The sequence below is a fragment of the Symmachiella dynata genome (assembly GCF_007747995.1).
Classification (GTDB): Bacteria; Planctomycetota; Planctomycetia; order Planctomycetales; family Planctomycetaceae; genus Symmachiella; species Symmachiella dynata.
On the sequence record NZ_CP036276.1, the window covers coordinates 465,767 to 489,482 of the forward strand.

The 23,716-nt window shown below is 54.2% G+C and carries 18 protein-coding genes; 11 read left to right on the top strand and 7 right to left on the bottom strand.

Annotated elements, in window-relative coordinates; all coding sequences use genetic code 11:
- Positions 1 to 187: 187 nt before the first annotated feature.
- Together Mal52_RS01740 and Mal52_RS01745 are read right to left on the bottom strand one after the other, a co-directional pair.
- Positions 188 to 895: a hypothetical protein gene (locus Mal52_RS01740; protein WP_145373898.1), complete on the bottom strand. Its 708-nt coding sequence runs from the start codon at positions 893 to 895 to the stop codon at positions 188 to 190.
- A gap of 110 nt (positions 896 to 1,005) precedes the next feature.
- Positions 1,006 to 2,181, bottom strand: a complete 1,176-nt coding sequence (locus Mal52_RS01745; protein ID WP_145373900.1) for a glycosyl hydrolase family 28-related protein — start codon at positions 2,179 to 2,181, stop codon at positions 1,006 to 1,008.
- A 260-nt stretch (positions 2,182 to 2,441) separates the two neighbouring features.
- Between Mal52_RS01745 and Mal52_RS01750 the strand changes: the two genes are divergently transcribed.
- Entirely contained in the window at positions 2,442 to 3,209 is a 768-nt protein-coding gene (locus Mal52_RS01750; protein ID WP_145373902.1) for a carbonic anhydrase family protein, read from the top strand.
- A 113-nt stretch (positions 3,210 to 3,322) separates the two neighbouring features.
- Here the strand turns inward: Mal52_RS01750 and Mal52_RS01755 are convergent, their stop codons facing one another.
- The 5 genes from Mal52_RS01755 to Mal52_RS01775 form a co-directional block, all read right to left on the bottom strand.
- Positions 3,323 to 3,982: a hypothetical protein gene (locus Mal52_RS01755; protein WP_145373903.1), complete on the bottom strand. Its 660-nt coding sequence runs from the start codon at positions 3,980 to 3,982 to the stop codon at positions 3,323 to 3,325.
- A gap of 141 nt (positions 3,983 to 4,123) precedes the next feature.
- Positions 4,124 to 5,176, bottom strand: coding sequence for a prenyltransferase/squalene oxidase repeat-containing protein (locus Mal52_RS01760; RefSeq protein WP_145373905.1), 1,053 nt, complete (start codon positions 5,174 to 5,176; stop codon positions 4,124 to 4,126).
- Between the two features lie 137 nt (positions 5,177 to 5,313).
- Positions 5,314 to 6,714, bottom strand: coding sequence for a hypothetical protein (locus tag Mal52_RS01765; RefSeq protein WP_145373907.1), 1,401 nt, complete (start codon positions 6,712 to 6,714; stop codon positions 5,314 to 5,316).
- The gene (locus Mal52_RS01770) at positions 6,711 to 8,306 is read right to left on the bottom strand and encodes a M56 family metallopeptidase (protein ID WP_145373909.1); all 1,596 of its coding nucleotides are present in this window, start codon (positions 8,304 to 8,306) and stop codon (positions 6,711 to 6,713) included. Before Mal52_RS01770 ends, Mal52_RS01765 begins: the two co-directional genes overlap by 4 nt.
- Positions 8,296 to 8,691, bottom strand: coding sequence for a BlaI/MecI/CopY family transcriptional regulator (locus tag Mal52_RS01775; protein WP_145373911.1), 396 nt, complete (start codon positions 8,689 to 8,691; stop codon positions 8,296 to 8,298). The genes Mal52_RS01770 and Mal52_RS01775 overlap by 11 nt, the downstream gene beginning before the upstream one ends.
- 265 nt (positions 8,692 to 8,956) lie before the next feature.
- Between Mal52_RS01775 and Mal52_RS01780 the strand changes: the two genes are divergently transcribed.
- From Mal52_RS01780 to Mal52_RS01825, 10 genes are all read left to right on the top strand, one after another.
- Entirely contained in the window at positions 8,957 to 9,349 is a 393-nt protein-coding gene (locus Mal52_RS01780) for a BlaI/MecI/CopY family transcriptional regulator (protein ID WP_145373912.1), read from the top strand.
- Entirely contained in the window at positions 9,346 to 11,964 is a 2,619-nt protein-coding gene (locus tag Mal52_RS01785) for a M56 family metallopeptidase (RefSeq protein WP_145373914.1), read from the top strand. The genes Mal52_RS01780 and Mal52_RS01785 overlap by 4 nt, the downstream gene beginning before the upstream one ends.
- A gap of 917 nt (positions 11,965 to 12,881) precedes the next feature.
- The gene (locus Mal52_RS01790) at positions 12,882 to 13,865 is read left to right on the top strand and encodes an exosortase/archaeosortase family protein (protein WP_145373915.1); all 984 of its coding nucleotides are present in this window, start codon (positions 12,882 to 12,884) and stop codon (positions 13,863 to 13,865) included.
- Between the two features lie 136 nt (positions 13,866 to 14,001).
- A complete protein-coding gene (locus Mal52_RS01795) occupies positions 14,002 to 16,374 on the top strand; it encodes a polysaccharide biosynthesis tyrosine autokinase (RefSeq protein WP_145373917.1) in 2,373 nt (790 codons plus the stop codon).
- A 91-nt stretch (positions 16,375 to 16,465) separates the two neighbouring features.
- Positions 16,466 to 17,173: an exosortase-associated EpsI family protein gene (locus Mal52_RS01800; protein ID WP_145373919.1), complete on the top strand. Its 708-nt coding sequence runs from the start codon at positions 16,466 to 16,468 to the stop codon at positions 17,171 to 17,173.
- A 159-nt stretch (positions 17,174 to 17,332) separates the two neighbouring features.
- A complete protein-coding gene (locus Mal52_RS01805) occupies positions 17,333 to 18,214 on the top strand; it encodes an XrtA system polysaccharide deacetylase (protein WP_145373921.1) in 882 nt (293 codons plus the stop codon).
- 81 nt (positions 18,215 to 18,295) lie between these two features.
- A complete protein-coding gene (locus Mal52_RS01810) occupies positions 18,296 to 19,723 on the top strand; it encodes a glycosyltransferase (protein WP_197534594.1) in 1,428 nt (475 codons plus the stop codon).
- Positions 19,724 to 19,779: 56 nt separating this feature from the next.
- On the top strand, positions 19,780 to 21,306 hold the full coding sequence (locus tag Mal52_RS01815; protein ID WP_145373925.1) for a lipopolysaccharide biosynthesis protein: 1,527 nt from the start codon (positions 19,780 to 19,782) through the stop codon (positions 21,304 to 21,306).
- A gap of 43 nt (positions 21,307 to 21,349) precedes the next feature.
- Positions 21,350 to 22,651: a glycosyltransferase family 4 protein gene (locus tag Mal52_RS01820; protein ID WP_231962672.1), complete on the top strand. Its 1,302-nt coding sequence runs from the start codon at positions 21,350 to 21,352 to the stop codon at positions 22,649 to 22,651.
- 174 nt (positions 22,652 to 22,825) lie between these two features.
- Entirely contained in the window at positions 22,826 to 23,650 is an 825-nt protein-coding gene (locus tag Mal52_RS01825) for a class I SAM-dependent methyltransferase (RefSeq protein ID WP_197533642.1), read from the top strand.
- Positions 23,651 to 23,716: the final 66 nt, after the last annotated feature.

Here is a 23,716-nt window from a genome sequence, read left to right on the forward strand (position 1 = left end):
GAGAGCGTCACAGCGAAGACCCGATTTTCCATAGCGGTTTCCCACGTTTACGCCGCTCCGCGGGGAGGGAGTCTCGGGCTGATTTTGTAGTACACTGGCGGAGCCGGTGGCACTCGTGTGGACGTGGATTCCAGAAGACGCACCGACGGCCGCTCCGGTGCAAGCGATGGGTCGCTGCTCTTTTCGTTTACCACCAAAGGATATAGGCATCTTGACCTGAGTCGGCAATCTGTCGGAGCCAACCGGAAAGTTCGGTGACAAATTCGCGAGCCTCATCAGTTAGACTTATGACCATCGTTTCGCGGAGATGTTCGGGGATGAAGTCGGGAATAGATCGTTTGAATTCGACAGCAACTTTAAGGGCTTGGATAAAACCAACTACTTCGTTTGTTGGCAGAAGCGAATAGTACGACCAGTCGGTGCGGAAGTCGTCACCGAATAGCGGCGTACCGTGGTTCAGCGATTCCAGACAGCGAAATAGTTCCATAGGACACTCAGTCGATTTTGTGAATCCACACGCTGCTAAGTCATTGTAGAGCGCGGAAATCGCAGAGTGGTGCCAATGAGACGATTGACCTGAAAGATCAAGCCAGTCATCGCGCTGAATGCCCTGAATCAGACAATGCAATGCGAACACATGAATTTCAGTTTCGACGTGCGAAACGAGCAGGCTTCCATCTTCGGGAACGGATGGCTGCGGCCGTGCGCTGTTCAGTGGGTGGCCGGTTTGAATCAGCGTCTCGAGCCACGCGATTGCCTTCGCGCGAGCTGATTCTTCATTCAACGTATCCGCAACTTGCGCAGATGCGGCTTCAAGTAGAGTATCCGATTTGCTGCCGACTGCTTCGTGAATGGCAGATATCTGGCAGCCATATAGATTCATGCGAAGTGCCACGTGGCGTTCCTCAATAAGGCGATCCCAACGAACAGCTAACGACAGCCGTAACTAGGCGGCCGCCCAAATACTTTGACTTCAAGGCCAGCAACATCACGTTTGCGGCAGCCTTACTCCTGTTTTATCGCAGTTGCTTGCTCAATATCCGAGTCTAGACCTTCGGTCCGTTTTTGGCGTAACAAATTTGCGGCTTTGAGGGTGTTTCCGTGAATGCGGACATCCTTTGTTCCGTTGAGCGAAATTGCCGTCTCGGTTCCGCTGATTTGGTTGTCGGAGATGATGAGGTCTTCTCCCGGCTGTTTGTTGTAGCGCGAGTTGCCCCAGAGATAGAGTCCCACGGTGGTGTCGTTTGCACCGTGAATGATGTTGCCTCGAAAGTTCAATCCTTTGGTGTAACCCAATTGAACGACAGCATGCTTTTTGCTCACGGCAGTGACGATGTTGCTGTGGATCACCAAGTTCGTATTCCCATTTCCAACAATCCGGCCAGTGACCGTGTTTCCGCGAATGACCATGCCATCGACGCCGCCGGCCAGAATTGATTTGCGGCACTGGTTGTTCTCGATGATCACATTCTTCAGTCCGCGGGCATGTTCGACATGAATCGTCGATCCGCTCGACTGCACAGAAGCTTCCAAGTCTCGGCAACCTGTCACGGTGTAGTCCCGGGAGCCTGGGCTGCCACCCATTTGAATTCCTTGCCGGATGAAATTGCGAAGCGTGCAATCGCGAACGGTGATGCCTTGGCAGTTGTAGGAAAATGCCATGCAGTCGCCTGAAAAGTTCTCGGCAAAAACGTTCAAGACCGTGACGTTTTCGATCAGGTGATTTTTATTGTAAAACCACAGTCCCGCATTGTGCTCCGGCGTTTCGCCTTTGATATATTTCGGATGCGTGTTCGAGCCGTCTAGATGCAAGTCGCGAATCACCACGTTCTTTGTCCCGCCGACGACCGGAGCGCCGATCATCCGCCAGAAGTTGGACTGGTTGACATCGGGATTGAATTTCAAAATCGACGCCGCCCCCTCGCCGCGCAGCGTGGTGTTTGGAGGGACTTCGAGAATCGGCGTCTCGTTGTTGCGACGCGAAAGGAAAAAGGTCCCTGCCGGAATGAAGACCGTTCCGCCTCCAGCCTCGCCGCAAGCGGCCAATGCATTTTCAATCGCCGTCGAATCGTCCGTTTCATCACCGGCCGTCGCTCCATAGTCGGTAATGTTGAATTCCTTGGCCGTGGAAGTGCCGACCAATGTTGAAAAACAGATGACGAAGGCGATGAGTAGTCGCATTACGATGAACCCTTGGTAATGACTCAATTGGCGGCAAGCCGCAGGCGATGCTGTTTACTGCTGCGCGTCGCCCGCAATTCGCGTCACAAAATCGGAGAGAGATGGGAGATTACCACACCCACCAACAATAAAAAACTAGCACGCTCGGGACCACGTCAGTGATTTCTCACACGCACCTGGACAGGAATCGTGCGGAACGCTAGCCTTTGCGTCCTACTTGTCGCTGTTTCATGGACGAATCAATAACGAGGTCTCTTAAGATGATCAGAATTCTCCCCGGCACGATTCTGGGTTGCTGTGTGTTGTCCTTAATGGTGTGCGGTTGTGGGCCGGGCGAAACGCCTGTTGCTCAAACGGATGGCGAATCGAAGGAAGTCGCCGGTGACGTCAAGCCGCGAGTTGAGCGGGTACTGACACAAGCAGAACAGGACCAGCTGACGCCCGATCAGGTGCTAGAGACGCTGCGGGATGGCAATCAGCGGTTCACGTCGGGGACGCTGACATCCAGAGATCATTCGAAACAAGTGCGCGAGGCAGCGCTGGGGCAGTTTCCTAAAGCTGTGATTTTGTCGTGCGTCGACTCGCGGATTCCGGTGGAAGATGTGTTTGATCGTGGAATCGGCGATATTTTTGTAGCGCGGGTCGCCGGCAATTTCGAGAACACCGACATCCTCGGCAGCATGGAGTTTGCCTGCAAGGTTTCCGGCGCAAAACTCGTGTTTGTCTTGGGGCACGAATCGTGCGGCGCGGTACGGGGAGCAATCGACGGCGTCGAACTGGGCAATATCACAGAGATGCTAGCCAACATCCGCCCGGCAGTCGATCACTTCACCGATTACGAGGGGGACAAAACCAGCAGCAACAAAGAGTTTGTCCAAATGGTCGCCAAGCAAAACGTTCGCGAAACGGTCGAAAATATCCGAACATACAGTCCCATTCTGAAACAAATGGAAGCAGATGGTGAGATCAAGATTGTGGGCGGGATCTACGCTATGGAGACTGGTGAAGTTGAAATTCTGCAGGACTGAGTCGTAGGTCAGGCTCCCGCCTGACTCGGTACTCGTTGGACGTGCAAGGTCGTTCCGTCAGGCGGGAGCCTGACCTACGACAACTGGTGAGACCGCCAATCAGGATCGTCCTTCTAGTGACGGTTCCGTTCCTCGTCGTTGTTGTTTGCCTTGTCATCAATAGCGACGATTTCGACGCCGTTGCTTCGCAGAAAATCGATCGCGATCTGTTCCTGCTCGCTGTTCACGAATGAAATGCGAGCCGTTTCCATGAGCTTTCCAAAAACGACATAAAGTTGTTTTGTTCGGATGGCGACCATTCGATTCGGTGTAAATCGCGTGGTAAGTTCCTCGTCAAACGCCTCGCTGCCAATCGTCAATTCGTTGTCCCGAAAGTTCAGGCGTACCGTATAGGGCGCCTTCATGGCGAGTTCTTCGGCTTGGCGGCTAATCTGCCGTGACACTCTTGTTCGGACAATAGCAGGGGGTAAGCTGTCAAGCCAGTTGATCAACCGCGAGGTGGACATCGCAAAAGCGATCAGGCTGAGTATCAACATCAAGGCAACAGACCTTGCGTCACCCATTGGGGGGAGTGCATACATTATGGCAAAGATCAAAAAGCAGACCCCCGTCACCTTGCCCAGCGTTAGGATCCACGTGGTCCCCATCATTTTTCGCCGCATGCGCGCAATTCGATACTTGCTCAGAGCAACATGAGCCTCGATTCGATCGTCTCGCCAACGAGCAAGAAACGCATCGTCAAAAGTGAGTTCATAGTGAGAATCGATGGTCATGCTTATTTCCCATTCGGGATCGATTTACCGAAGCCTGCCGTAGGTCAGGCAGCCGCCTGACTCATGTGCCATTGGACGTGCAAGGTCGTTCCGTCAGGCGGGAGCCTGACCTACGACAACTGGTGATTGTGCTGATCCGACTCAACGTTGGTAAATCGGCAGGTACTGATACTCCACCGCCAGTGACAGTACCGCCATGGTTGTGGTGTACACGCGGCCGATGCGCTTTTCGCTGCCGTTGCCGGCGGTCCAACTGCCGTCGGCCGATTGTTTTTCCAGCAGCACGTCGCGGATTTGGTCCTGCATTGCTGTCCAGTATTTGCCGCCCATTTGAAACATGCCCACGCCGCAATAATAGACGCCATAAAAGTAATACGTCTCGTCGTAGCTGAGCGGGTTTTCCAGCAGATAATCGGCGCCGCGGAGGGCCTCTTGGCTGTGGTGTTCGCCACAGATTTCCAGAGCCAAAATACCGGTGCCGGTGCGGACGGACGTGACGCTGCCGCCCGGTTGGTAGGCGAAGCCCCCGTCGGCGGCGCTGCTGCAACGTTTGATGTAGGCGACGGCGCGGTCGATGTTTTCAGCGGGGACATCGCAGCCCAGATTCTTCGCCGCGCGCAACGCCAACAGTTGCCAGCCGCTCACGCTGAGGTCGCTGTCGCTGCTGCGGACTTGATACCGCCAGCCGCCATTGTTCCGCTCCGACTTGGGGACGTTCTGCGCATTGAGGATCACGCGGATTGCTTTTTCCAGCGCCGTCCGCACCGGTTTGGCCCGTTCTTTGGAAACCATGCCGGCCACTTCGGCCAGCATCAACGTACTCACGCCGTGGCTGTACATCGGACCGTGACTGGTGCGAAAGGCGATCAGTCCAGCGTCGTATTGCCCGCTACGTTGGTGGTCGATGACCCATTGGATGCCGCGGTCAATGTTGTCAGCATAGGGACCTTCACCGGGAACATGCCCGGCGGCGAGAAACGCCATCACGCCCAGCGACGTGGTCGCCGTCGATTCGCCATAGGCATCCGACTCCCAACAGCCCGATGGTTTTTGCGTTTTGGCGAGGTATTCGAGAGCGCGGTTGATGGCAGCATCAACGCGACGTTGTTCGGGCGTGGGTGGTTCGGCCCGCGTCGGTGTTGTGGACGCGAACAAAAGTGCAGCAGTCATGCTGAGAATGAGCCAGCGGGTCATGGGGCACTGTTCGTTTGGGTTAACCGGAAAATCATGACAAAAAAACGGCACCCGATCCGTGACCGGGCACCGTCTGTTATACCGCGCGGGATGAAATCATGCGCGTCCGCTTTGTGATTGGCGGCGCGGGGGGACGATCAATAGGCTTCCACATTATTCTCCTCGCTGGGCAAGACTTCGGCTTCCTCTTCGATTTGCTCAGGCTGGTTGATTGGTGGAAGATCGTAGTCTGGCGTAGGGAGGGGCCGCTCCTCGTGTTCCTCTTCAATTTCCTCCTCCCTAAGAGCCTGGATGTCGATTTCCTCAATTTCAATCCGTTCGCTGTCTCTCTTTTTTATGTCCCTCTTGTCGAACGGCCTGAGTTCCTCTTCAACCTCGATTTCGATGTTGCGAGGATTGAGTTCAACTTCAATTTTGCCGCCATGTTTAACGTGTTGTTCGAGCAACTCGTGCATTTCACGGACCTCGTTGCGGAGGTTGCGGATTTCGTGGCGGAGATCGTTGAGGGCTCCGTGGACGTCGTCGCGCGGGGCGTGGTCCGCGTGTTTTCTTTCCTGGCGATTCTTTGCTAGCTCCGCTTTCGAATGTTCTTTTCGCCACCGTCTCAGCAGTGCATTGCGTTCCTTGAGGAGTTCGTTAACTTCGGCATGGAGTTTGTCGGCTTGTTGCGACAATTCGTTGGCCTGTTCGTTTAATCCCCCTTCCCGGAGGTTGTCAGCAGCACGGCGGAGAGGTTCAATTTTGGGTAATATCTTATTAATTTCGGACCGAAGGTCGAAGTATTTTGACCTTAAGTTATCAGCCAATGCAATAGAGTGAATCCGTCCTTCAAGCAGAGGCCGCAGTTCTTGGCGTCGATTTTGAATTGCTTTTTCAATCTCCTCACGCTCGTGCTGGACTGCCTTAAACACCGAATTGTTAGTGGGGTCTTTCAACTTCTCCTCGTAATTGCTGATCATGTTATCTAGCTTCTCGGCCTCAAGAAGAAGTTCCACAATCTTCGGATCGCGTTCGATCAGGGTGCCGATCAATTGGGCTTCGACATTCAATTTTCTTACTAACTCTTCGGCTTCATTGCGGGTGGGTTGGTCTAAGTCTGGGGCTTCGTCCGATCGGATGCGCAGCAAACCGGTGGATGACGGCTTCCGTTTGCTATCTCGTGGAGCTTCAAAGGGTTCTGCGCGTAATGCTTCTTGCTCAGCCGTGGGCTCGGCACCAAACGGATTCTCTGCTTGCTCGTTGGGAGTAAACGGAACGGCTTCTGCAAATTCGTTGCTTTCGTATTCGGCCGATGGGGCGAAAGCATCGAATGCGGCCTGCTCTTGATAATCTTCTGACGCGGTTGTGAAAAGGTCGTTGCTTTCTGCTTTGCTAGTGTCCCTATGATAGACACGCCTGCCGCTCATTGATTTAGAAGCCCAAGGGTGTTGAGGTACGGGGTCGTAATCACCGGCAATCGCGCCGAGGGTCAACCAGCCAGCAGAGGCCAGTGCGATCACCACGATCAGGGTCAGGGTTAAGATGAAAAGACGGCTCATGGGTTAGTCTCCTCGATTTGAAAAATGGGCGAGTCGGTTGGAAATGTTGAAGTGGATTCGTTGGGCGGTATATGTTGTAGGGTGTCGAGTTGGCGTTCGATGTCAGTGATCCGGTTGCGGATGCGGGCGGGCCAGGATTTGAGGCGGGGATCCACGTTGGTCCGTGCCATGAGAGCTTCCAGGTTGTGGAGTTCTTCGCGCAGTCCGGCGAGTTCGGCTTGCAGTGTGATGTCCTCGGCAAGTTCCTCGAATAGCGGCGCTTCAATCGGTTCGTCGATTACTATCTCGTCAACGCTTGGCGATGGATCGAATGCTGTCGCGTCCGCGGGTGCCTCCACTACTTCGTCCGCAGTGGATACCGAGAGTGTCGGTAGTGCGAACGTTGCTGTTGGGCCGTGGAGGATCAAGGTGATCATGCTGACGAGGACGATTCCAGCCAGACAGAGCGAACGGATTTTTGATGGTGGGTGCCGGGGCTTGTCGTTCTCGACGAGGCTTTCCACACGCTCCGACAGCGTTGAGCGATGTCCCGTTGCTGCCAGTGAACCGGTGAGGGTTTCGCCGCCGATTCGCCATTGGGCGACGGTTGTTAGGCAATTTGCTAAGGCGAAGCGGTCGCCGGTGCGGTCGATGGCCCATTCGTCACACAAAAACTCCGCCGCCCGCTGCCACTGCCGTCGCGCCCAGAAGTTGAGCGGTTGATAGGCAAAAGCAGTGCAGAGCAGCCGTCCCATGCACAACCACCAGATATCACGGCGGACGAGATGCGCCAGTTCATGGGCGAGCAACGACCGCAATTCCTCGCGAGTCAATTCCGCCTCCGCTCGAGTAGGAAGTACAATGTGCCAACGCCACAAACCAAACGCCGCCGGTTCGGCGTACTGGCCGGACGACAACAGGCGGACATTTTTGCTGCGGCGTTGTTGGGCTAAGAGGCCCGCCAATTCGTCCGCTGCGGGTCCCTCGGTCAGCAACCGGCAATCGGCGAAGCGTCGCCGCAGCCAAATCGTTTGCCCCCACAACCGCGTGAGTCCTAACAGAAAACACCCCACCGCCGCGACCGAAACAGCAATCACGATGCGCGGATCCCAAGGAGCGGGAGGTGTCACGACTTCGGTCGTATTGATTGGCGGTGCGATGTGGGTCGGGGTGGGAATTGTCGCGACGATTTCCGGCGGCGCGAGTTTCAATTCATCGAAGTCATCGGCTGGGGGGATGTCAGTTTCTAACTCCGGTACGAAAGCGTCGTGCGGAGCTTCGTCTAGAGTGGCAATGTCGTCAGTTACGACCGGGATGTGCGGAGCAATCTCGATCATGGAGATTGTTGGCGTATTGGTGCTGCTGTGATAATCCACCGTGGGGGTGCTGACTTCTGAATCCGGCAGCATGTCGGGTAACCATAAAGCCAACGGGGCGGTCACAAACGCGGCTGTCGCGCCGGCTTTCCAGAGTGCGCTGCGCAATGCCGGGCGAGCGGTGCGATGCCAACAGAAGTACAACCACACGCCCGCCAACAAACAGGTAGAGTGCAACAGGTAGGTCGCCAGAAATGCCAAAACGGGAGCTGCGTAATGAGCCAGGTTAGTGGGCATCACGGTCCTCCTTTTCGCGGGCGCGAATCAGCGCTTTGAGGCGGGCCAATTCATCGGCATCGACATCGCAGCCATCGAGCAAGTGCGCGACCATCTGCGTGACGTCGCCGGCAAAAAGCCGGTCGGCAAGGTCGGTGACCATCGAGCGGCTGACTTTTTCTTGATCGATCGCCGGCCGATAAATGTGTGCTCGGCCCTCGATCCGATGAGCGACGTAGCCTTTGCGTTCCATCTTGGCCAACATGGTGGCGATGGTGGTGTAGGCCAGCGGACGTTCGTCGTGCAGGTCCTCGCGGACATCAGCCACGGTCGCTTCGCCCCGCTTCCAGAGGACTCGCATAATGGCAAGTTGCAAAGCGGCGAGTTGATGATTGGGTTCGGTCATGGGGTGGTTCGGCTCCTGTCTACTACCAAGGTAAGAGACATGCTACTACCGCAGTAGAATGTCGTCAAGTGGAATTCCGCAGGCTGAAAAAAGCAAAGGAAATCGCCCGTTCAGTCGGCGGTGCGGCCCAAGGGGATTGGTTTGAGGAACCGGAGGCTGTTGTGCGTAAAAATACGCATCCCTATTGACAGCTTGGCAGCGCGGCGGTATCGTGGCCGATTAGGTGTTAAAAAATACACACACTCAGCGGCCTAAAGGGATTGACATGCCACGACCACCACAGGCACAGCTCAGTCGGCGGGAACGTCAAATCATGGATATCGTTTATCGTCGCGGCTCCGCGACGGCTGCCGAGATCCGCGCAGAACTCGCCGACCCGCCCAGCTATTCCACCGTCCGCACGTTGCTGCGGGTGCTCTTGGAAAAAGGGCACTTGAAACACAAACAAGACGGCCCGCGGTATGTCTATTCGCCCACACTCTCGGCCGAAAAGGCCCGCCGCTCGGCGCTGAAACAAGTCCTCACCACCTTCTTCGACGGCTCCGCCGAAAAAGCAATGGCCACACTCATCGACATGTCCTCGGCCAAGCTTTCCCAACAAGATCTCAACCAACTCGCCCAATTGATCGAACATGCCAAACAAGGGGAAAAGAAATGAACACACTCTTCGAGTCCTTTAGTTCGTCGTTTACCGGTAACAATGCGTCAGCATTTGCGTTCGATATGGCGGTGCGTTCAACGGTTCTGCTGCTAGTGGCGCTTATTGCATTGGCCATTTGCCGCCGCGCTTCGGCAGCGGCTCGGCATCGGCTGTGGTTGTTGTCGGTGGTGGGGGTGTTGTTGATTCCCATTTTGTATCTGGCGGCGCCGCAACTGAAATTCGCGTTGCCCGGTGGTGATAAACCGGCGCGTTTCTCGGAAGCGACGTCGATCACTTCGCAATGGCTGTTCACGGAAACAATTCCAAGCAGCAAGCCAAACAGTGCGCAGCCAGCAACGCCTGCTAGCCCTGAAACGTTAGAGACAGCAAGTAAGATGAGCGTGGTCGTTGATGCTCCTGCGTGGCACACCGGTGACGTGCTACTCGTCGCCTGGGCTGCCGGGGTGGTGATCGTGGGGCTGCTGAGTTTGATCAGCATCGCCTCCGCTCAGCTATTAGTGCGCAAGTCAGCGGTGTTGACGGATGATGCTTGGCAGGGTTTGTTGTTGTCGTTGCGGGAACAACTCGGGATTTCGCGGATGGTGCAACTGCGTAGCTGCGATCGGCCGATTTCACCGATGACGTGGGGGCTGTGGCGGCCGGTGATTTTGTTGCCGCGGGATTGTGCGAGCTGGACGGATGAGTGTCGTCGGGCGGTGTTGCTGCATGAACTGGCGCATATTCAACGGCACGACTGGTTGTCGCAGATGTTAGCTCAAACGGCGTGTGTGGTGTATTGGTTTCACCCGTTGGTGTGGTTCGCAAACCGTCAAGTGCGCAAAGAGAGCGATCGTGCCGCTGACGACGTGGTACTGACCGCCGGGATGCCGGCAACGACGTATGCGGAACAACTGCTGGTGATCGCCCAACAGATTTCAACCGAGTGGCTGCACCCGGCACCGGCGATGGCGCGGCGCGGGCAATTGTCGCAGCGGATTGGCGTATTACTCGACCCTCGCCGTAATCGCCGCGGTTTGGGGCGACGTGCGGCGGTGCTGATGACGGTCGTTGCGATTTGCGCAGTGGCATTTATTGGAGTGGTCTCAGTGACGGTGGCTGAGGACGAAGCATTAGCAGCAAAACCAACTTCCGCATCGAAGCCCGCGACCGCTGATGACAAACTGACTGAGGCGAAAAAGCGGATCGAACGGGCGTTGCAGAGTAAACTGGATGTGGAAATTGAGGACATGCCGCTTCAGGAGGTGGCGAAATACTTTGGTCGTCAATTGGATGTGAATGTGTGGATAGATGAAGCTGCGATCAACCAGCAGGGACTGCGCGTTGATACACCCATGACCATAAAACGAAAAAGTATCTCCGCCCATTCTGCATTAACGGAGTTGCTCGGACCATGGCAGCTAGTCGCCGTCGCAAACGGGGATGTATTACAGATCACAAGAGACCCGTTGACCAACCGAGAACGGATCGAGCGGGAATTGCAAAACACAACGGAAGTCGACTTCCAGGATCAACCCTTAACCGACGTCGTCTTGTATCTTAAGGATTTGCACAACATCCAAATCGTCATCGACGATGCGGCGCTCAATGACGCGGGGATTGATCCTGACTCGCCGGTGAATATGACGCTGGCGGGGAACACGGCTGAATTCGCGCTGCGGTTAATACTGGAACCATTGGGGTTGGAAGCGGTGGTCGATGATGATGTGCTGAAGATCACCACTAAATCCGTGGCGGCGGGGATTTTGGAAACGCGCGTTTATGATTTGAAGAACATCTTGGGATCGGCTTGGGGACCCCAGCAGGTCGACTTGTTGCGTCAAGCGATCATCAAGTGCGATACTCCGACTACGTGGACCGAGGCGGGGGGGGCGGGGGTGATCGCTCAAGGTCCTGCTACAGACGAGGAGCAAATCGACACCTCCGCAGCCGGGATTCTAGTCATCCGCCAGACAACAAACGTGCATCAGCAGATTCTGGAATTGCTGGCCGATCTGCGGTCGGTTTTAAATCCACCCGGCGAGAAAACAGCAGAGCTGACGACGCGGGAGAAAAACGAACAGGCAATCCGCAAAGCATTGGCCTCACCCACAGAGGTGGACTTTCAGGATCAACCGTTGACTGATGTCGTCTTGTATCTTGAGGATTTGCACAACATCCAAACCATCGTCGATGACGTGGCGTTGAACGACGAGGGGATTTCGACGGATACGCCGATTAGTCTGACCCTGGCCGGTATACCGCTACAGAAGGTCCTGCGACTCATGCTGGGGCCCATAAAACTACAGGCAGTCCCTTATGGGGAAGTCTTGCTGATTACGACTGCATCCAGGGCCAAGGAACTGCAAATTGTGCGGATTTATGACGTGAGCGACGTGCCGTTTGGCCAGGATCCCAAAGTATTGGCCGCCACGATTCAATCCACCGTTGCGCCTGGCAGTTGGAAAGGGGCCAAAGGTGGTGGTGCGATAGCTCCTTTCAGTGGTTCGATATTGAGGCCGGAAAATCAAATTGACCCCTTTCGCGTAAACAATCTGCTCATCGTCCGCCAAACCGAACAGGGGCACGAGCAGGTGGCGGCGTTGTTGAAACAGCTACGGCGGGTAAAACGGTAGCGGCCGTTGTGGAAAGGGCGTGTGCTTTGAGTCGCTGCATTGGGCGATTCCGTGCCACCGGTCTGTTTGCGATTTTCCGCAATTCCGGATTTTGGGGTAAATCAGAATTGCAAAGCGTTACCGGGCGAATCAGAATCATCGTTCGGTAGGCCCTGGTTTGCCTACTGGGAAGGCCGTTTTTTTAATTGACCCAAAGCCCGTTTCCAGCCCGTTTTTTATTGACAGCCTGTTCGAATCGTCCAAAATAAGGGGGCGGTCCGGTTTGATCGGCGCATTCCGTCGTAACGTACTGTTCGACGAGCGTGTTGTCGATGAAAAGTGATGTTGCGTTCAAACAACAATTGGGGCGCCGAATCGGGAAATGCTGTTAGGGGGCATCATCGGCAGGGGAAGGTGGAAAAGGAATTCGAGCTCAATACAGCGGGAATAGCCGCTTGGCGCGAGAGTCTGACCCTTCCTGTTCGACTTCGGTATGAAACGTGCTAGGGAGTTAGGCACGAATGTTGACAACCGGGAAATCGGCCGGTCGGTCTTGATAGCGATACGAAACGAAATACCGTTACGTTTGTTATTCTAAGAACAGAACCGGCTAGACCGCCTGATGCAGTCTGGGAATTGATCCACGACGGATATCGACGTGTTAGACTGCTCAAAGGAAGCTGCGGCAAGATGCCGCGCCAGTCGCAAGAAATTCGGCAACGTGCCGCATTCTGCCTGCGGCTAGCGTTTGATTTTACGACAGTACGGTGGTCAGTGACTGCCGGTCGGGGAATTGAGCCGTGCATGTTTCACGGGGCAAGGACGCATGGAATTGGAATCCAATGAGAACGGTGATTGCAACCGATGGGGACGGAGTCCGCGCTGAACGCAGGGATAGTGATCGTCAGAAGCACGAAGTGATTCGAGGAGTATAGCCGGTGGGAACCAGCGAAAAGAATTCAAAACCAGTATTCGGCGTCCAGGTTTGGGTTGGATTAGCCGTCCTGCTGGCAGCCGTTATGTGGGCCTATTGGCCGACGGTCACGACCATGGCGGGAAAATGGGAGAACGATCCCCAATACTCGCACGGTTGGCTGGTGCCGTTATTCGCAATTGCCTTGTTGTGGCTCCGCTGGGATAAGCTGGAACCGGAAAACCTCAAAACCAGTTGGTGGGGCGTCGGCCTGTTGGTGCTGGGGGCTGCGATGCGGCTGGGGGCTGGTTGGATCAACTTCGACTGGTTTGACGGGATGTCCATCATTCCGACACTAGCAGGCCTGTGCATGCTGTTCGGCGGTATGGCCGCCATGAAATGGGCCTGGCCGGCATTTGCCTTTTTGGTCTTTATGGTTCCGCTTCCGTTCCAAGTGGAACGGATGATGATGGGGCCGCTGCGAAATCTGGGCACCGTGACCAGTTCGTACGTGATGCAGACGCTCGGTCTTCCCGCCATCGCCGAAGGAAACATCATTCACCTGGGCGAACATACGATTGGTGTGGCCGAAGCGTGTAGTGGATTGCGGATGTTGGTGATCTTTTTTGCCCTGTCGGCGGCTGTGGCCTTGATCATTGATCGCAACATTTGGGTCCGGTTATTGATTCTAGCCAGCGCGATTCCGATTGCGTTGATCTCCAATATTGCACGGATCACCGTCACCGGCATGGCGTATCAGTTGGCCAGCCCTGAATTGGCGGAAAGCTTGTTCCATGATTGGGCGGGTTGGCTGATGATGCCGTTTGGACTGTTGCTACTTTGGGGAGAATTGTGGCTGCTTTCGCACCTGTTCATTGAGGAATCCGACGACGACTACGACTCGTTGGCCATGGGTTTCTCCAGGACGGCGACAGCGGCAAATCCCAAGGATGGTGGGGCCGATTCGGATGCGAAAGGGTCGGGCAAAATTCATTTGCCACTACCTTAAGGGCGGAAAGAATAGAAACCTCGTCACCCGTGGTGGCGACGAGGTTTGAGTTGAAACATATTTGCGTAGAAATTTTTCAGCTGGACATGGGCAGCCGGTAATAGACCGACTGACTTTACCCCTGAGCCGAGACATCATGATGCAATCAAATCAAGAACCAAACCACTACCGAAACGGAAATGCCGGCGTTCCAGCGTACACCAATGGTGGTGGCGGTGGTGGTGGTGGAGCGCTCGTACCGGTTGGTAATGGCATGGAACCATCGCCGGCCTCGATGGGGGGCAATGAGGGAGCCGGTCAGGTTGATCCCAAGGCATTGTTGAATGCATTTCGTCGCCGGTGGTTTTTGGCGGTGACGGTCGGTTTGTTTTGTGGAGGGAGCGCAGCAGCTGCGGTGTACTTGTTGGTGCCGCCGAATTACGTCGCGTCATCCATCGTTTACATCGACGCCACACCAGGGACGGTGTTGCAGGATAGCAGTTCGTTTAGCAGCGATTTTGATACCTTCAAGCGAACGCAAATGTTCCGCGCGTTGCAGCGCGTCGTGTTGGATACCGCTTTAAGCGAACCGGTTCGCAACAGTGAACTGAAGCGATATGGGTTCAAAACAATCGGCGACCTACCGCTAATCAAGGCGCAAGCGTTTCCGATCGATTGGTTGGAAGCGAGACTCTCCGCGTCGGGACGCCAAGAGGAATTCTTTGCGATCAAGATGGAGTATAGCGAAAAACCGGAGGAGTTGGCGGAGATCGTCAACGCCATCACGCAGGTCTATTATCGCGACATTGCGAACGAATCGAAGCTCCTTGACAAAAAGCGGATTGCTATGTTGATCGAGTTGTCCGACGACTACGAGCAAGAGACCAAAAAGAAGCTTGACGAGATAGCAAAACTAGGGCGGCGCCTGGGCATTACCAGTGAAGAGGAACTTAGCCTGGACATTGCCGCCGACAACGCATTCTCCAGAGAGCTGCAGCAACAATACTTTGACCTCACGATCATGCGGTACAATTTGAAATTAGAGACCCGGATTACGGAAAAAATTGGGGATACCGTCGAGGAAAATCCTGATATTCAAGCCGAAATGATCGAGACACTCATCGATCGTGATCCGAAAATGGCTGACCTATTAGTCAAAGCCGATGCGATTGAGGCGAATATCCGTCGATATGAAGAAACATTGAAAGACACGGAAAACAACTCGGTGCTGAAGTCTGCACGCCGTGAGCAAGAAACAACTCAAGAAGCGATCGCAAAATACCGTGAAGAACTCCGGCCGATCATCGAGCAAAAAATCCGTGAAAGTGGCAACGCTCAAAACCCAGACGATTTACCCGCTGAGGAACGGATTGCGAGGATGGATGTTATCCTCGAGCAATTAAAAGAAGAGCTCGACAATCGGAAAATACAAAAAACACAGATCGTAACGGACTCGTTTGAATTGCAACAACTGCAAAAAGAAGCAGCCAAGTTAGAGGCTCGAACTGATGAGATCAATAACAAAATCGATGTGCTGAAGATTGAATTGGGTGCACCGGATCGAATTAAAGTCGCGCAATGGGCTGAAGTTCCGCGGATCAAGGATTGGGAATCGCTGTACAAAAAATCGGCGATGGCCGGCTTGGGCGTGTTTGGACTGTTTGTCGCCGCCATTGTTTGGTTTGAATTCCAAGCAAAACGGATTGATACCTTGGGCGACGTGACCGGCGGTTTGAACTTGCGAATCATGGGAGCCTTGCCGCAAATGCCGCGGTGGGCCAGCCAAAAATCCTCCAAGGCGAAGAAGACAGCCAAGAGTGCGTTTTGGCACAGCGTGCTGACCGAATCGATCGACGCGGCTCGGACGGTGTTGATTCGCGATGCGAATGTGGAATCGACCCGGCTGGTGATGGTTGGCAGCGCAATTTCCGGTGAAGGCAAAACAACGTTGTCCTGCCATCTGGCAGCCAGTTTGGCCCGTGTCGGCCGAAACACGTTGCTTGTCGACTGCGATTTCCGAAAATCCAATGTGCACCGAGTCTTCGGTGTCGAAGAACAACCCGGCTTGAGTGAAGTTTTGTTGGGGACAGCGTCGCTGGAAGAGGCGATTAAATCGCCGAGCGACGACGGCCCGGATGTCCTTCCCGCCGGTCAATTCAATTCGCAGCTATTGGCGGCACTGGCTCAAGATGGTTTGGGCAAGATCTTCGAAGAACTCAAGAAGAAATACGAATTCGTTGTCGTCGATTCCTCCCCAGTGTTGCCGGTCACCGATTCGTTGATGGTCGCCCAGCACGTGGATGCGGTGATCCTTTCGATTCGCCGCGACGTGAGTCGTCGTCCCAAAGTGGCCGCCACACGCGACCGGTTGGCCATGTTGGGCGTTCCGGTATTAGGCGCGGTTGTGATCGGTCTGGATGGTGAGACGAGCGGATACCGTTCCGGATACGGCGGTTACGGGTACGGTTCGCGCTATGGCTACGGCTACCAATACAATCGTTCGCCCGAACCAACACCTTCGCAATCGTAACGCGAAATTTACAGTCGGCGGCTGATGTCGACGGAAATGGTGAGGACGGCGTTAGTTTCCAAACAATTCGTTTGTCGTTGAAAGATCCGAGATGGTACGCATAATTTCACTGGTCATCGCCTTGGTCATTATCATTGGAACCGGCATAGTTCACGGTAACTATGCAGGCCGCTGGGGCGCGGCGGACGCATTGATTCTGGCGGCCAAAAAAATCGATAATATCCCGATGGATTTCGGAGATTGGAAGGGACGCGATCGCAAGATCGATCCCGAGGATACGAAGCGGGCACAGGCTGAGCGGATTTTCGCCCGCGAATATGTCAACGAAAAAACACGTATGGCCATGTCGGTCTTGATCGTCTGCGGTCGTCCTGGAACAGTCAGCGTGCATACCCCCGACATTTGTTTTCAGGGGCAAGGACGTATCATGATGAGCGCTGTCCCCGAGACCGTCACGGTCGATTTGGGTGAAGAGTCCGGCAAGCCGCTCGTCGAAGAATTCCAAACGGCCGACTTTCATCGTCCCGATGCCGCTAACCGTGAGCAACAGCGGGTCTATTGGACCTGGTCGACTGATGGAACTTGGGTCGCACCGAGCAATCCTCGTGTGGAATTCATCTGGAACAACACTTTGTACAAGCTTTACATTGTGCGCAGCGTTTCGCCGCTTGAGGAGTTGAAAGAGGGCGAGCTTGATCCGTCGTTGCAATTCGCCGAACAGTTGATTCCGGTGCTGAACAAAGCACTGTTTGATTTACCGTCGGGAGAAACCAAAGCAGCACCCGTGGCTGCCAAATAAGAAGTCTCGACGCGATCAGCGATCCTCTCTGACTGGGACACTCACTGTGAGCAGTCATCCTGTTCGGGCATTGATGATTCGCAACGACCTCCCCCAATCGATTTGACGGTCGGCTGCTGCCGACCGTTGAGCCCACCCCGAATTCCGACCGCAGATCCTATGTTGAACGCCTTTACTGTCGATGTTGAAGATTATTTTCAAGTCGGCGCGTTCGCAGATCGAATTCCCACATCGAGCTGGGATGATTTCGAAGGACGCGTTGTCCCCAACACGCGGTCTGTGTTGGACCTGCTTGAAAAACATCAGGTGCGCGGCACCTTTTTTATCCTGGGTTGGACGGCGCAGCACTATCCTGAATTGGTTCGCGACATCCAGCGCGGCGGGCATGAAATCGGTAGCCATAGTCATTGGCATCAGCTGATCTACGAAATGACACCGGAAGAGTTCGCCGACGATCTGAAATTAAGTTGCCGCATCATAGAAGACATCACCAGTGAACCGGTGAAGATGTTTCGTGCTCCCAGTTTTTCAGTCACCGGGCAATCGTTGTGGGCACTGGACATTTTGGCGGAAAACGGTATTGAGTTTGATTCGAGCATTTTTCCCGTGCACCATGACCGGTATGGAATTCCCGACGCAGAACCATTCCCGTATCGCATCGAGAATGAGCAGGGCGGACTGTGGGAGTTTCCCCCTTCGGTCTATCGCGTGGCCAATCGGATGAATCTTCCGGTTGCCGGCGGCGGGTATTTTCGACTCTATCCGGCGCGGCTGACCATCGAATGCATCCACCGCATCAATCGCAGCGGGCAGCCGTTTATGTTTTACATTCATCCGTGGGAAGTCGATCCCGAACAACCGCGGCTACCGTGCGGCTGGCGTTCGCGGTTTCGGCACTATCAAAACCTCGGTTCCACCCATCGGAAGTTGGATCGTTTGTTGGGCGAAGTTTCCTTTGGAACAATGACGGACGCTTTGCAACCCTCGCTCGAACAATCGGCATGCACGGCGTCCTCCACAAAAATATCAGCGGGCTCGTGAGAGTGGTCCCGCCCTACTGCCCACATGCGGTGGGTTGATGAACGTTCTAACTGTTTGGTTCGGCCCCACTGGAGCCTATTTGTGACGACGGTTGCCCAAAAATTATTGTTGATCGCACGCGATTTCCCACCGGATTTCTCGCCTGGCGTTCCGCGGATTGAACGCTTCGCTCGAAATCTGCCGGAGTCCGGATGGCAACCCTTGATACTCGCGATGGAACAAGAGGCTGCCGATTCACAAGCAGCGACGAAGCTTGATGATCCATCACTGAACTCGATCATCGTCGAACGTTGCCGGATGAAGAAGTGGTATCGCTCCCAACCTGCTGCTGCAACGACGAATAAAACTCAAACAACCGCAAGCGCACCCCCTGAGGGAAAACAACCTGCGCAATCTGAAACGCCGGCCCGGCCGTCTCGGTTGCGGCCGCTGCGGCAGTGGTGCGTCAACCTCAAGGATCTGCTGATCATCACACCCGACAAGGCCATCGGTTGGGTGTCCCCAGCGGTCGCCACTGGGAAACGGATGATTCGCGAACACAATCCGCAAGCGATCATGACATCGGGGCCGCCACACAGTATTCACCTCATTGGCCGACGGTTGAAACTCGCGACCGGTTTACCCTGGGTCGCCGATTTTCGAGATCCCTGGGCACGGCGGCCTTGGGGGCATAAAAAACAAAATCCGTGGGGACAAAATTTGTACCCTTGGTTCGAGCGCCGCTGCGTCGAGACGGCGGATCGAGTCATCCTGAATACCGAAGCGATGGCCGACGACTTCCGTCGATTTTATCCGCAATGGGAATCAAAATTTCTCGCCATCCCCAACGGCTGTGATGGCCATTTGGTAGAGCGAATCGAACAGCTCCTCGGTGAAATTCCCGCCCGCAGCGCTGCAGAGCCATTAACACTAACGCACGCCGGATCCTTGTATCGTGAGCGCGATCCACGCCCACTGATCGAAGCCATTGCACTACTCAACCAACGCGGCATTGCCATTCGTTTTGAACAGATCGGAAATTGCAGCGGCGATTTCAATATTCCCACGTTTTTGCGGGATCATGATTGCGGCGAGTACGTCTCACTCACTCCGCCCGTCCCGCGCGATGAAGCATTGCGCCGCATGGCGGCAGCCGATTTGCTGTTGTTAATTCAACCCGGCACGGACCTGCAAATCCCGGGAAAACTCTTCGAGATGCTGCCGTTTCGCAAACCAATCCTGGCCGTGGCACATGCGGGTGCGACGGCCGATGTGATCAACCAGTATCAATTGGGAGCGGTGGCGACCGACCACACACCTCAAGCGATGGCTACGGTCCTGGAGAACCTGATTCAGCATCGACAGCGGTCCGACGCCGACTTACGCTGGGACAAGGCCATTCATGATTTTGACGGTCGAACATTAACAGCCGAACTGGCCGCCACATTAAACGCGGTTACTTCTGGCAGCAACGAATCTACGACCACAGCGGACGTCGAAACCCCACCGCAAGTCACGATGACATCCTGAGATCATTCGGCAATCGCTGACTAGTATACATTCCCTCACCAAGTTAAAGATGTGAAATGTCTGATAAAGCATTAGCAGTTCGAGGCGTAGTCTTCAATTGGCTAGGCCGCGGCTGCGCGATTATCATCACCTTTTTCCTCACGCCTTACCTCGTTTCCAAACTGGGCGACGAGTCGTACGGGCTGTGGTCAATGGTGATGGCATTCACCAGCTACTACGCCATGGCCGACATGGGCCTGCGCGGCGCGGGCGTGAAGTACATCGCTCAGTATCTCGCTGTGAAGGATTACGAATCGGTCAACAAAGTGTTTGTGACGTCGTTGGCTGTCTATGCGTTAATTGGGGCTGTGATCCTGGTTATCGTGGGGATTGCCTCTGTGATCCTTCCCTACACGATTGATTTGGGCAATCATTCGATCCGCGAAATGCAGTGGGTCATCTTCTTGACCGGCGCCACAATGGCCACCCGAATGCTCTCACAGGTTTACGGGGCTGCGCTGTCTGCCATGCAGCGCCACGATATTACCAACATCGTCGCTGTGGCGATGCAGTTGTTTCAAGCCGTTGCCGTCGTGGCTGCGTTGTTGGGTGGATATGGACTGTGGGGCATGGCAGTGGCCACCTTTACTGTCACACTCACGGGTCAATTGTTGCGGACGGCATTCTCCTATTGGCTGTTGCCGGAACTCTCTATTTCGACCCAGTATTTCGACAAGCAGATGCTCAAGCAGGTCTTCAGGTTCAGTGGAGTGAACGTGATGGCCAACACAGCTGCACGGCTCCTTGTCTATGGAGGCGGCCTGATTGTCGGATACATGTGGGGGCCGGCAATGGTTTTGTTCTACACAATTCCCGAGTCGATCACCCAAAAAACGTCTCAATTGGGTTCTGCCATTACACAGGTGATCGATCCGTTGGCTAGTAGGCTCAATGCCCAAAAAAACAAATCAGCGATGTTGGAGTTGATGGTTTTACCGCCGCGGTTACTGACCGTGTCCTCGTTGTCGCTGGCGATTTTCTTTGCGTTTTTTGGTGGCTCGGTTATTCGACAATGGATGGGGCCACAATACGTCGAGCAGATGACGCCGGTCCTATGTGTGTTGGCGGTTGCTCGGGCATTGAAGATGTCGACTGGGGGATTGCAGGCTGTCTTGCGAAGCATGGCCAAGTTGCGGGTGATTGCGATTGCAGCAATGCTGGAGATCTGTATCACGTTAGTATTCGGTCTGACTGGCGTCTGGTATTGGGGGCCGATTGGCATGGCCTACGCAATTCTCATTGCCCAATTTCTGGTGGGGCTACTGTTCGTCCCTGCGGCAACTTGCAAGGCACTTGACCTGCCAATTCGCCGCTTTTATTTGGATGTCTGGCCACCCAGTCTGGCTGCTCTCCTGCCTCCATTGTGCGTAGCATTTTTGCTTGACTATTTCTGGGCTCCAGGTCGATTGTTGGAGCTGGCAGTTGTTTGCGGCTTAATTTTAGTGACGGCGGGGATTAGTGCGTTTTTTATATGCGTACCCCGCAACCGCCGTTCAGACATATTGGTCTCGCTTACTTTTCGCAGTCCCGTTAAGCCCGCCTAAAGTTTCAATATCCTGATATCGTCGAAGCCGTTTTGTCATGCCAATGACCCTTCACACACGTCAAACGTGCCAGGATCGCAAATTGCGCGTACTTGCGCTGGTTCCTCCAGACAAGACTGGACGGACGGTTTCGCGATTCACCTTCTTTCGGGAAGAGTTGGATGCGTTTTCCGCTGCCGGGGTTGAGATCCACACGATCAGCGAGCATACGGACAAGCGCGTGCGAATTAATGATGTCACGTTGCATCCCATTCCTCGAATTCGTGACCTTGGGCATACGCTCAATTCGTTGACTTTTTTTCGCCGTAGTTTGATTCCACACAAAAGCCTTTCGGATCGCCTCTTATCGCAGCTCAAAATTGCACGTTACGACTGTGCTATTGCATCGGTGCTGCGCGAGCAAGATATCGACATTGTCTACAGCCCTTTTGCTTGGCCGCAAAGCACCGCTGGTGTCAATGCCGCCCACCATGTTGGAGTGCCTGTCGTAGCGAGTCTTCGTGGAGCAGATGGGTTTAGTGTGCCCGAGATCAATTACGGATTGTTGGAAAGACGACCGCAAATGGCGGCGACACTCCAGCAGGCAGACCACGTTATCGGCGTATGCCGTGGATTGGCCGATTCAGCAATCTCAATGGGCGCACCGGCCGATCGCGTTTCGGTCGTTTGGCAAGGAGTTCACCTGGAGAATTTCTCTCCTGGCAATCGTGCAGACAGTCGACGCAAACTCAATTTGAATGATCGTCCGACAGTTCTATTCGTAGGGAATTTTGTACCTGTCAAAGGCATTGCGACACTGCTGGCAGCCTTCGACCACTTGATTGCCGATATGCCCCAAGTACAACTTGTGATGTGCGGAACCGGCTCTGAATTGGAACGTATCGAACGCTTTCGAAACGAACGGCCCGATGTGCGGCGGGTCATTCTTCCCGGCCGTGTCTCTCGCGAAAGTATTCCTGATTATTTTCGTGCAGCAGATGTGTTCGTGTTGCCCAGTTTAAGCGAAGGCGGGCCCAATGTCCTCGTCGAGGCAGCTGCATGTGGCTTGCCGGCCGTTGGATCGATCGCAGGCGGAATTCCAGATTACATTGATGACAACGTAACCGGCTTGTTGTTTGAGTCGCAGAACGCAGAACAACTCGCCGAGAAACTAAAATATATGCTGCAGCATCCCGAACTCGCAGAACAAATGGGCCGCGCTGGCCGTGAACGTGCGATTGAGCAATTTGGTTATCAACAGATGATTAATAATTTGTTGAACGTTTTCGAAGAAACAGTTACCGCATTTGGTGCAGATAATAGACCACAAACACAAGCCGTAAACTCCCCGGCAGCAGTCTCTTGATCCTGGCTGCTGTGCGATGATTCGTTCGTTGACGGTCTCGTTATTTTTAAGCTATTTGCATTGCCGTTAGTACTGGGAGTGAAACTTTTGAATCCGCCGTCGTCGTTACCGTGTATTGTCTGCGGAACAAACAACTCGACCAAATGGAAAAAGAAACCTCCGGTACGAGCTGACGTGCGCTTAGATATTCCGTTGCAAATTGCTCAATGTTCGAAGTGTGGCCATGTGTATCAATGCCCGCAAATAGACAAGTCATATGGCAGTGAGTACTACGATGCCGTTTATCATGGTGAGTGTGAAGACAACGCCTATTGGAAACCTGAGAACAAATTGCGTCATGCCGAGGTTTTGTTGGCCACGCTAACGAAGCAATGCCCGAATGCCAAAACTGTGTTAGAGATCGGCTCAGGCATGGGCGCTTTTATGCATGTCGCGCAAAACCATGGTTTAGAGGTTGTGGGGACAGAGATTTCTGAAGCTGGTGTCCTTAAGGCCAAGGAAGCTTTTGGGATTGATCTGTTTTGCGGCCCCGTCGAAGAACTCGAAGAGACCGAGCCTTTCGATGTTGTGGTCATGTGGGACGTGATTGAACATTGCCCTCGCCCTGACCAAGTCATTGCGAACGTTCTGGAGCGACTGTCTCCGAGCGGAAAATTGTTGTTAACGACAGGGAATTACCAAAGCAAAGATCGAATTCACTCTGGAGAGGATTGGTGGTGCTGGGATTTTGACCACTATCATTATTTCCATCCTGCAACCATTGAACGACTTGCCTTGAATCAGGGATATCGAGAGGTAAAAACCGAGCGGGTCGAACGAATTCGGTCTGCTGAGAAACTCCAACGCAAAAAATCACCGCCACCCAAGAATCCTTGGCGGCACTTCAATCCACTGCACCTTGGCCGTGCGATTCGCTGGAACTGCAGGGAAATGTATGCCAAATCGCAATGGCCCGACCATTATGACATTGGCATCATGCTGTGCAGTATTTCAAAATAGAGTGTGCCTTGCCCGTTGAGCCTCTGTTGCATTGGCAACACGAAAAACATCCGAACTGAGAGCTTA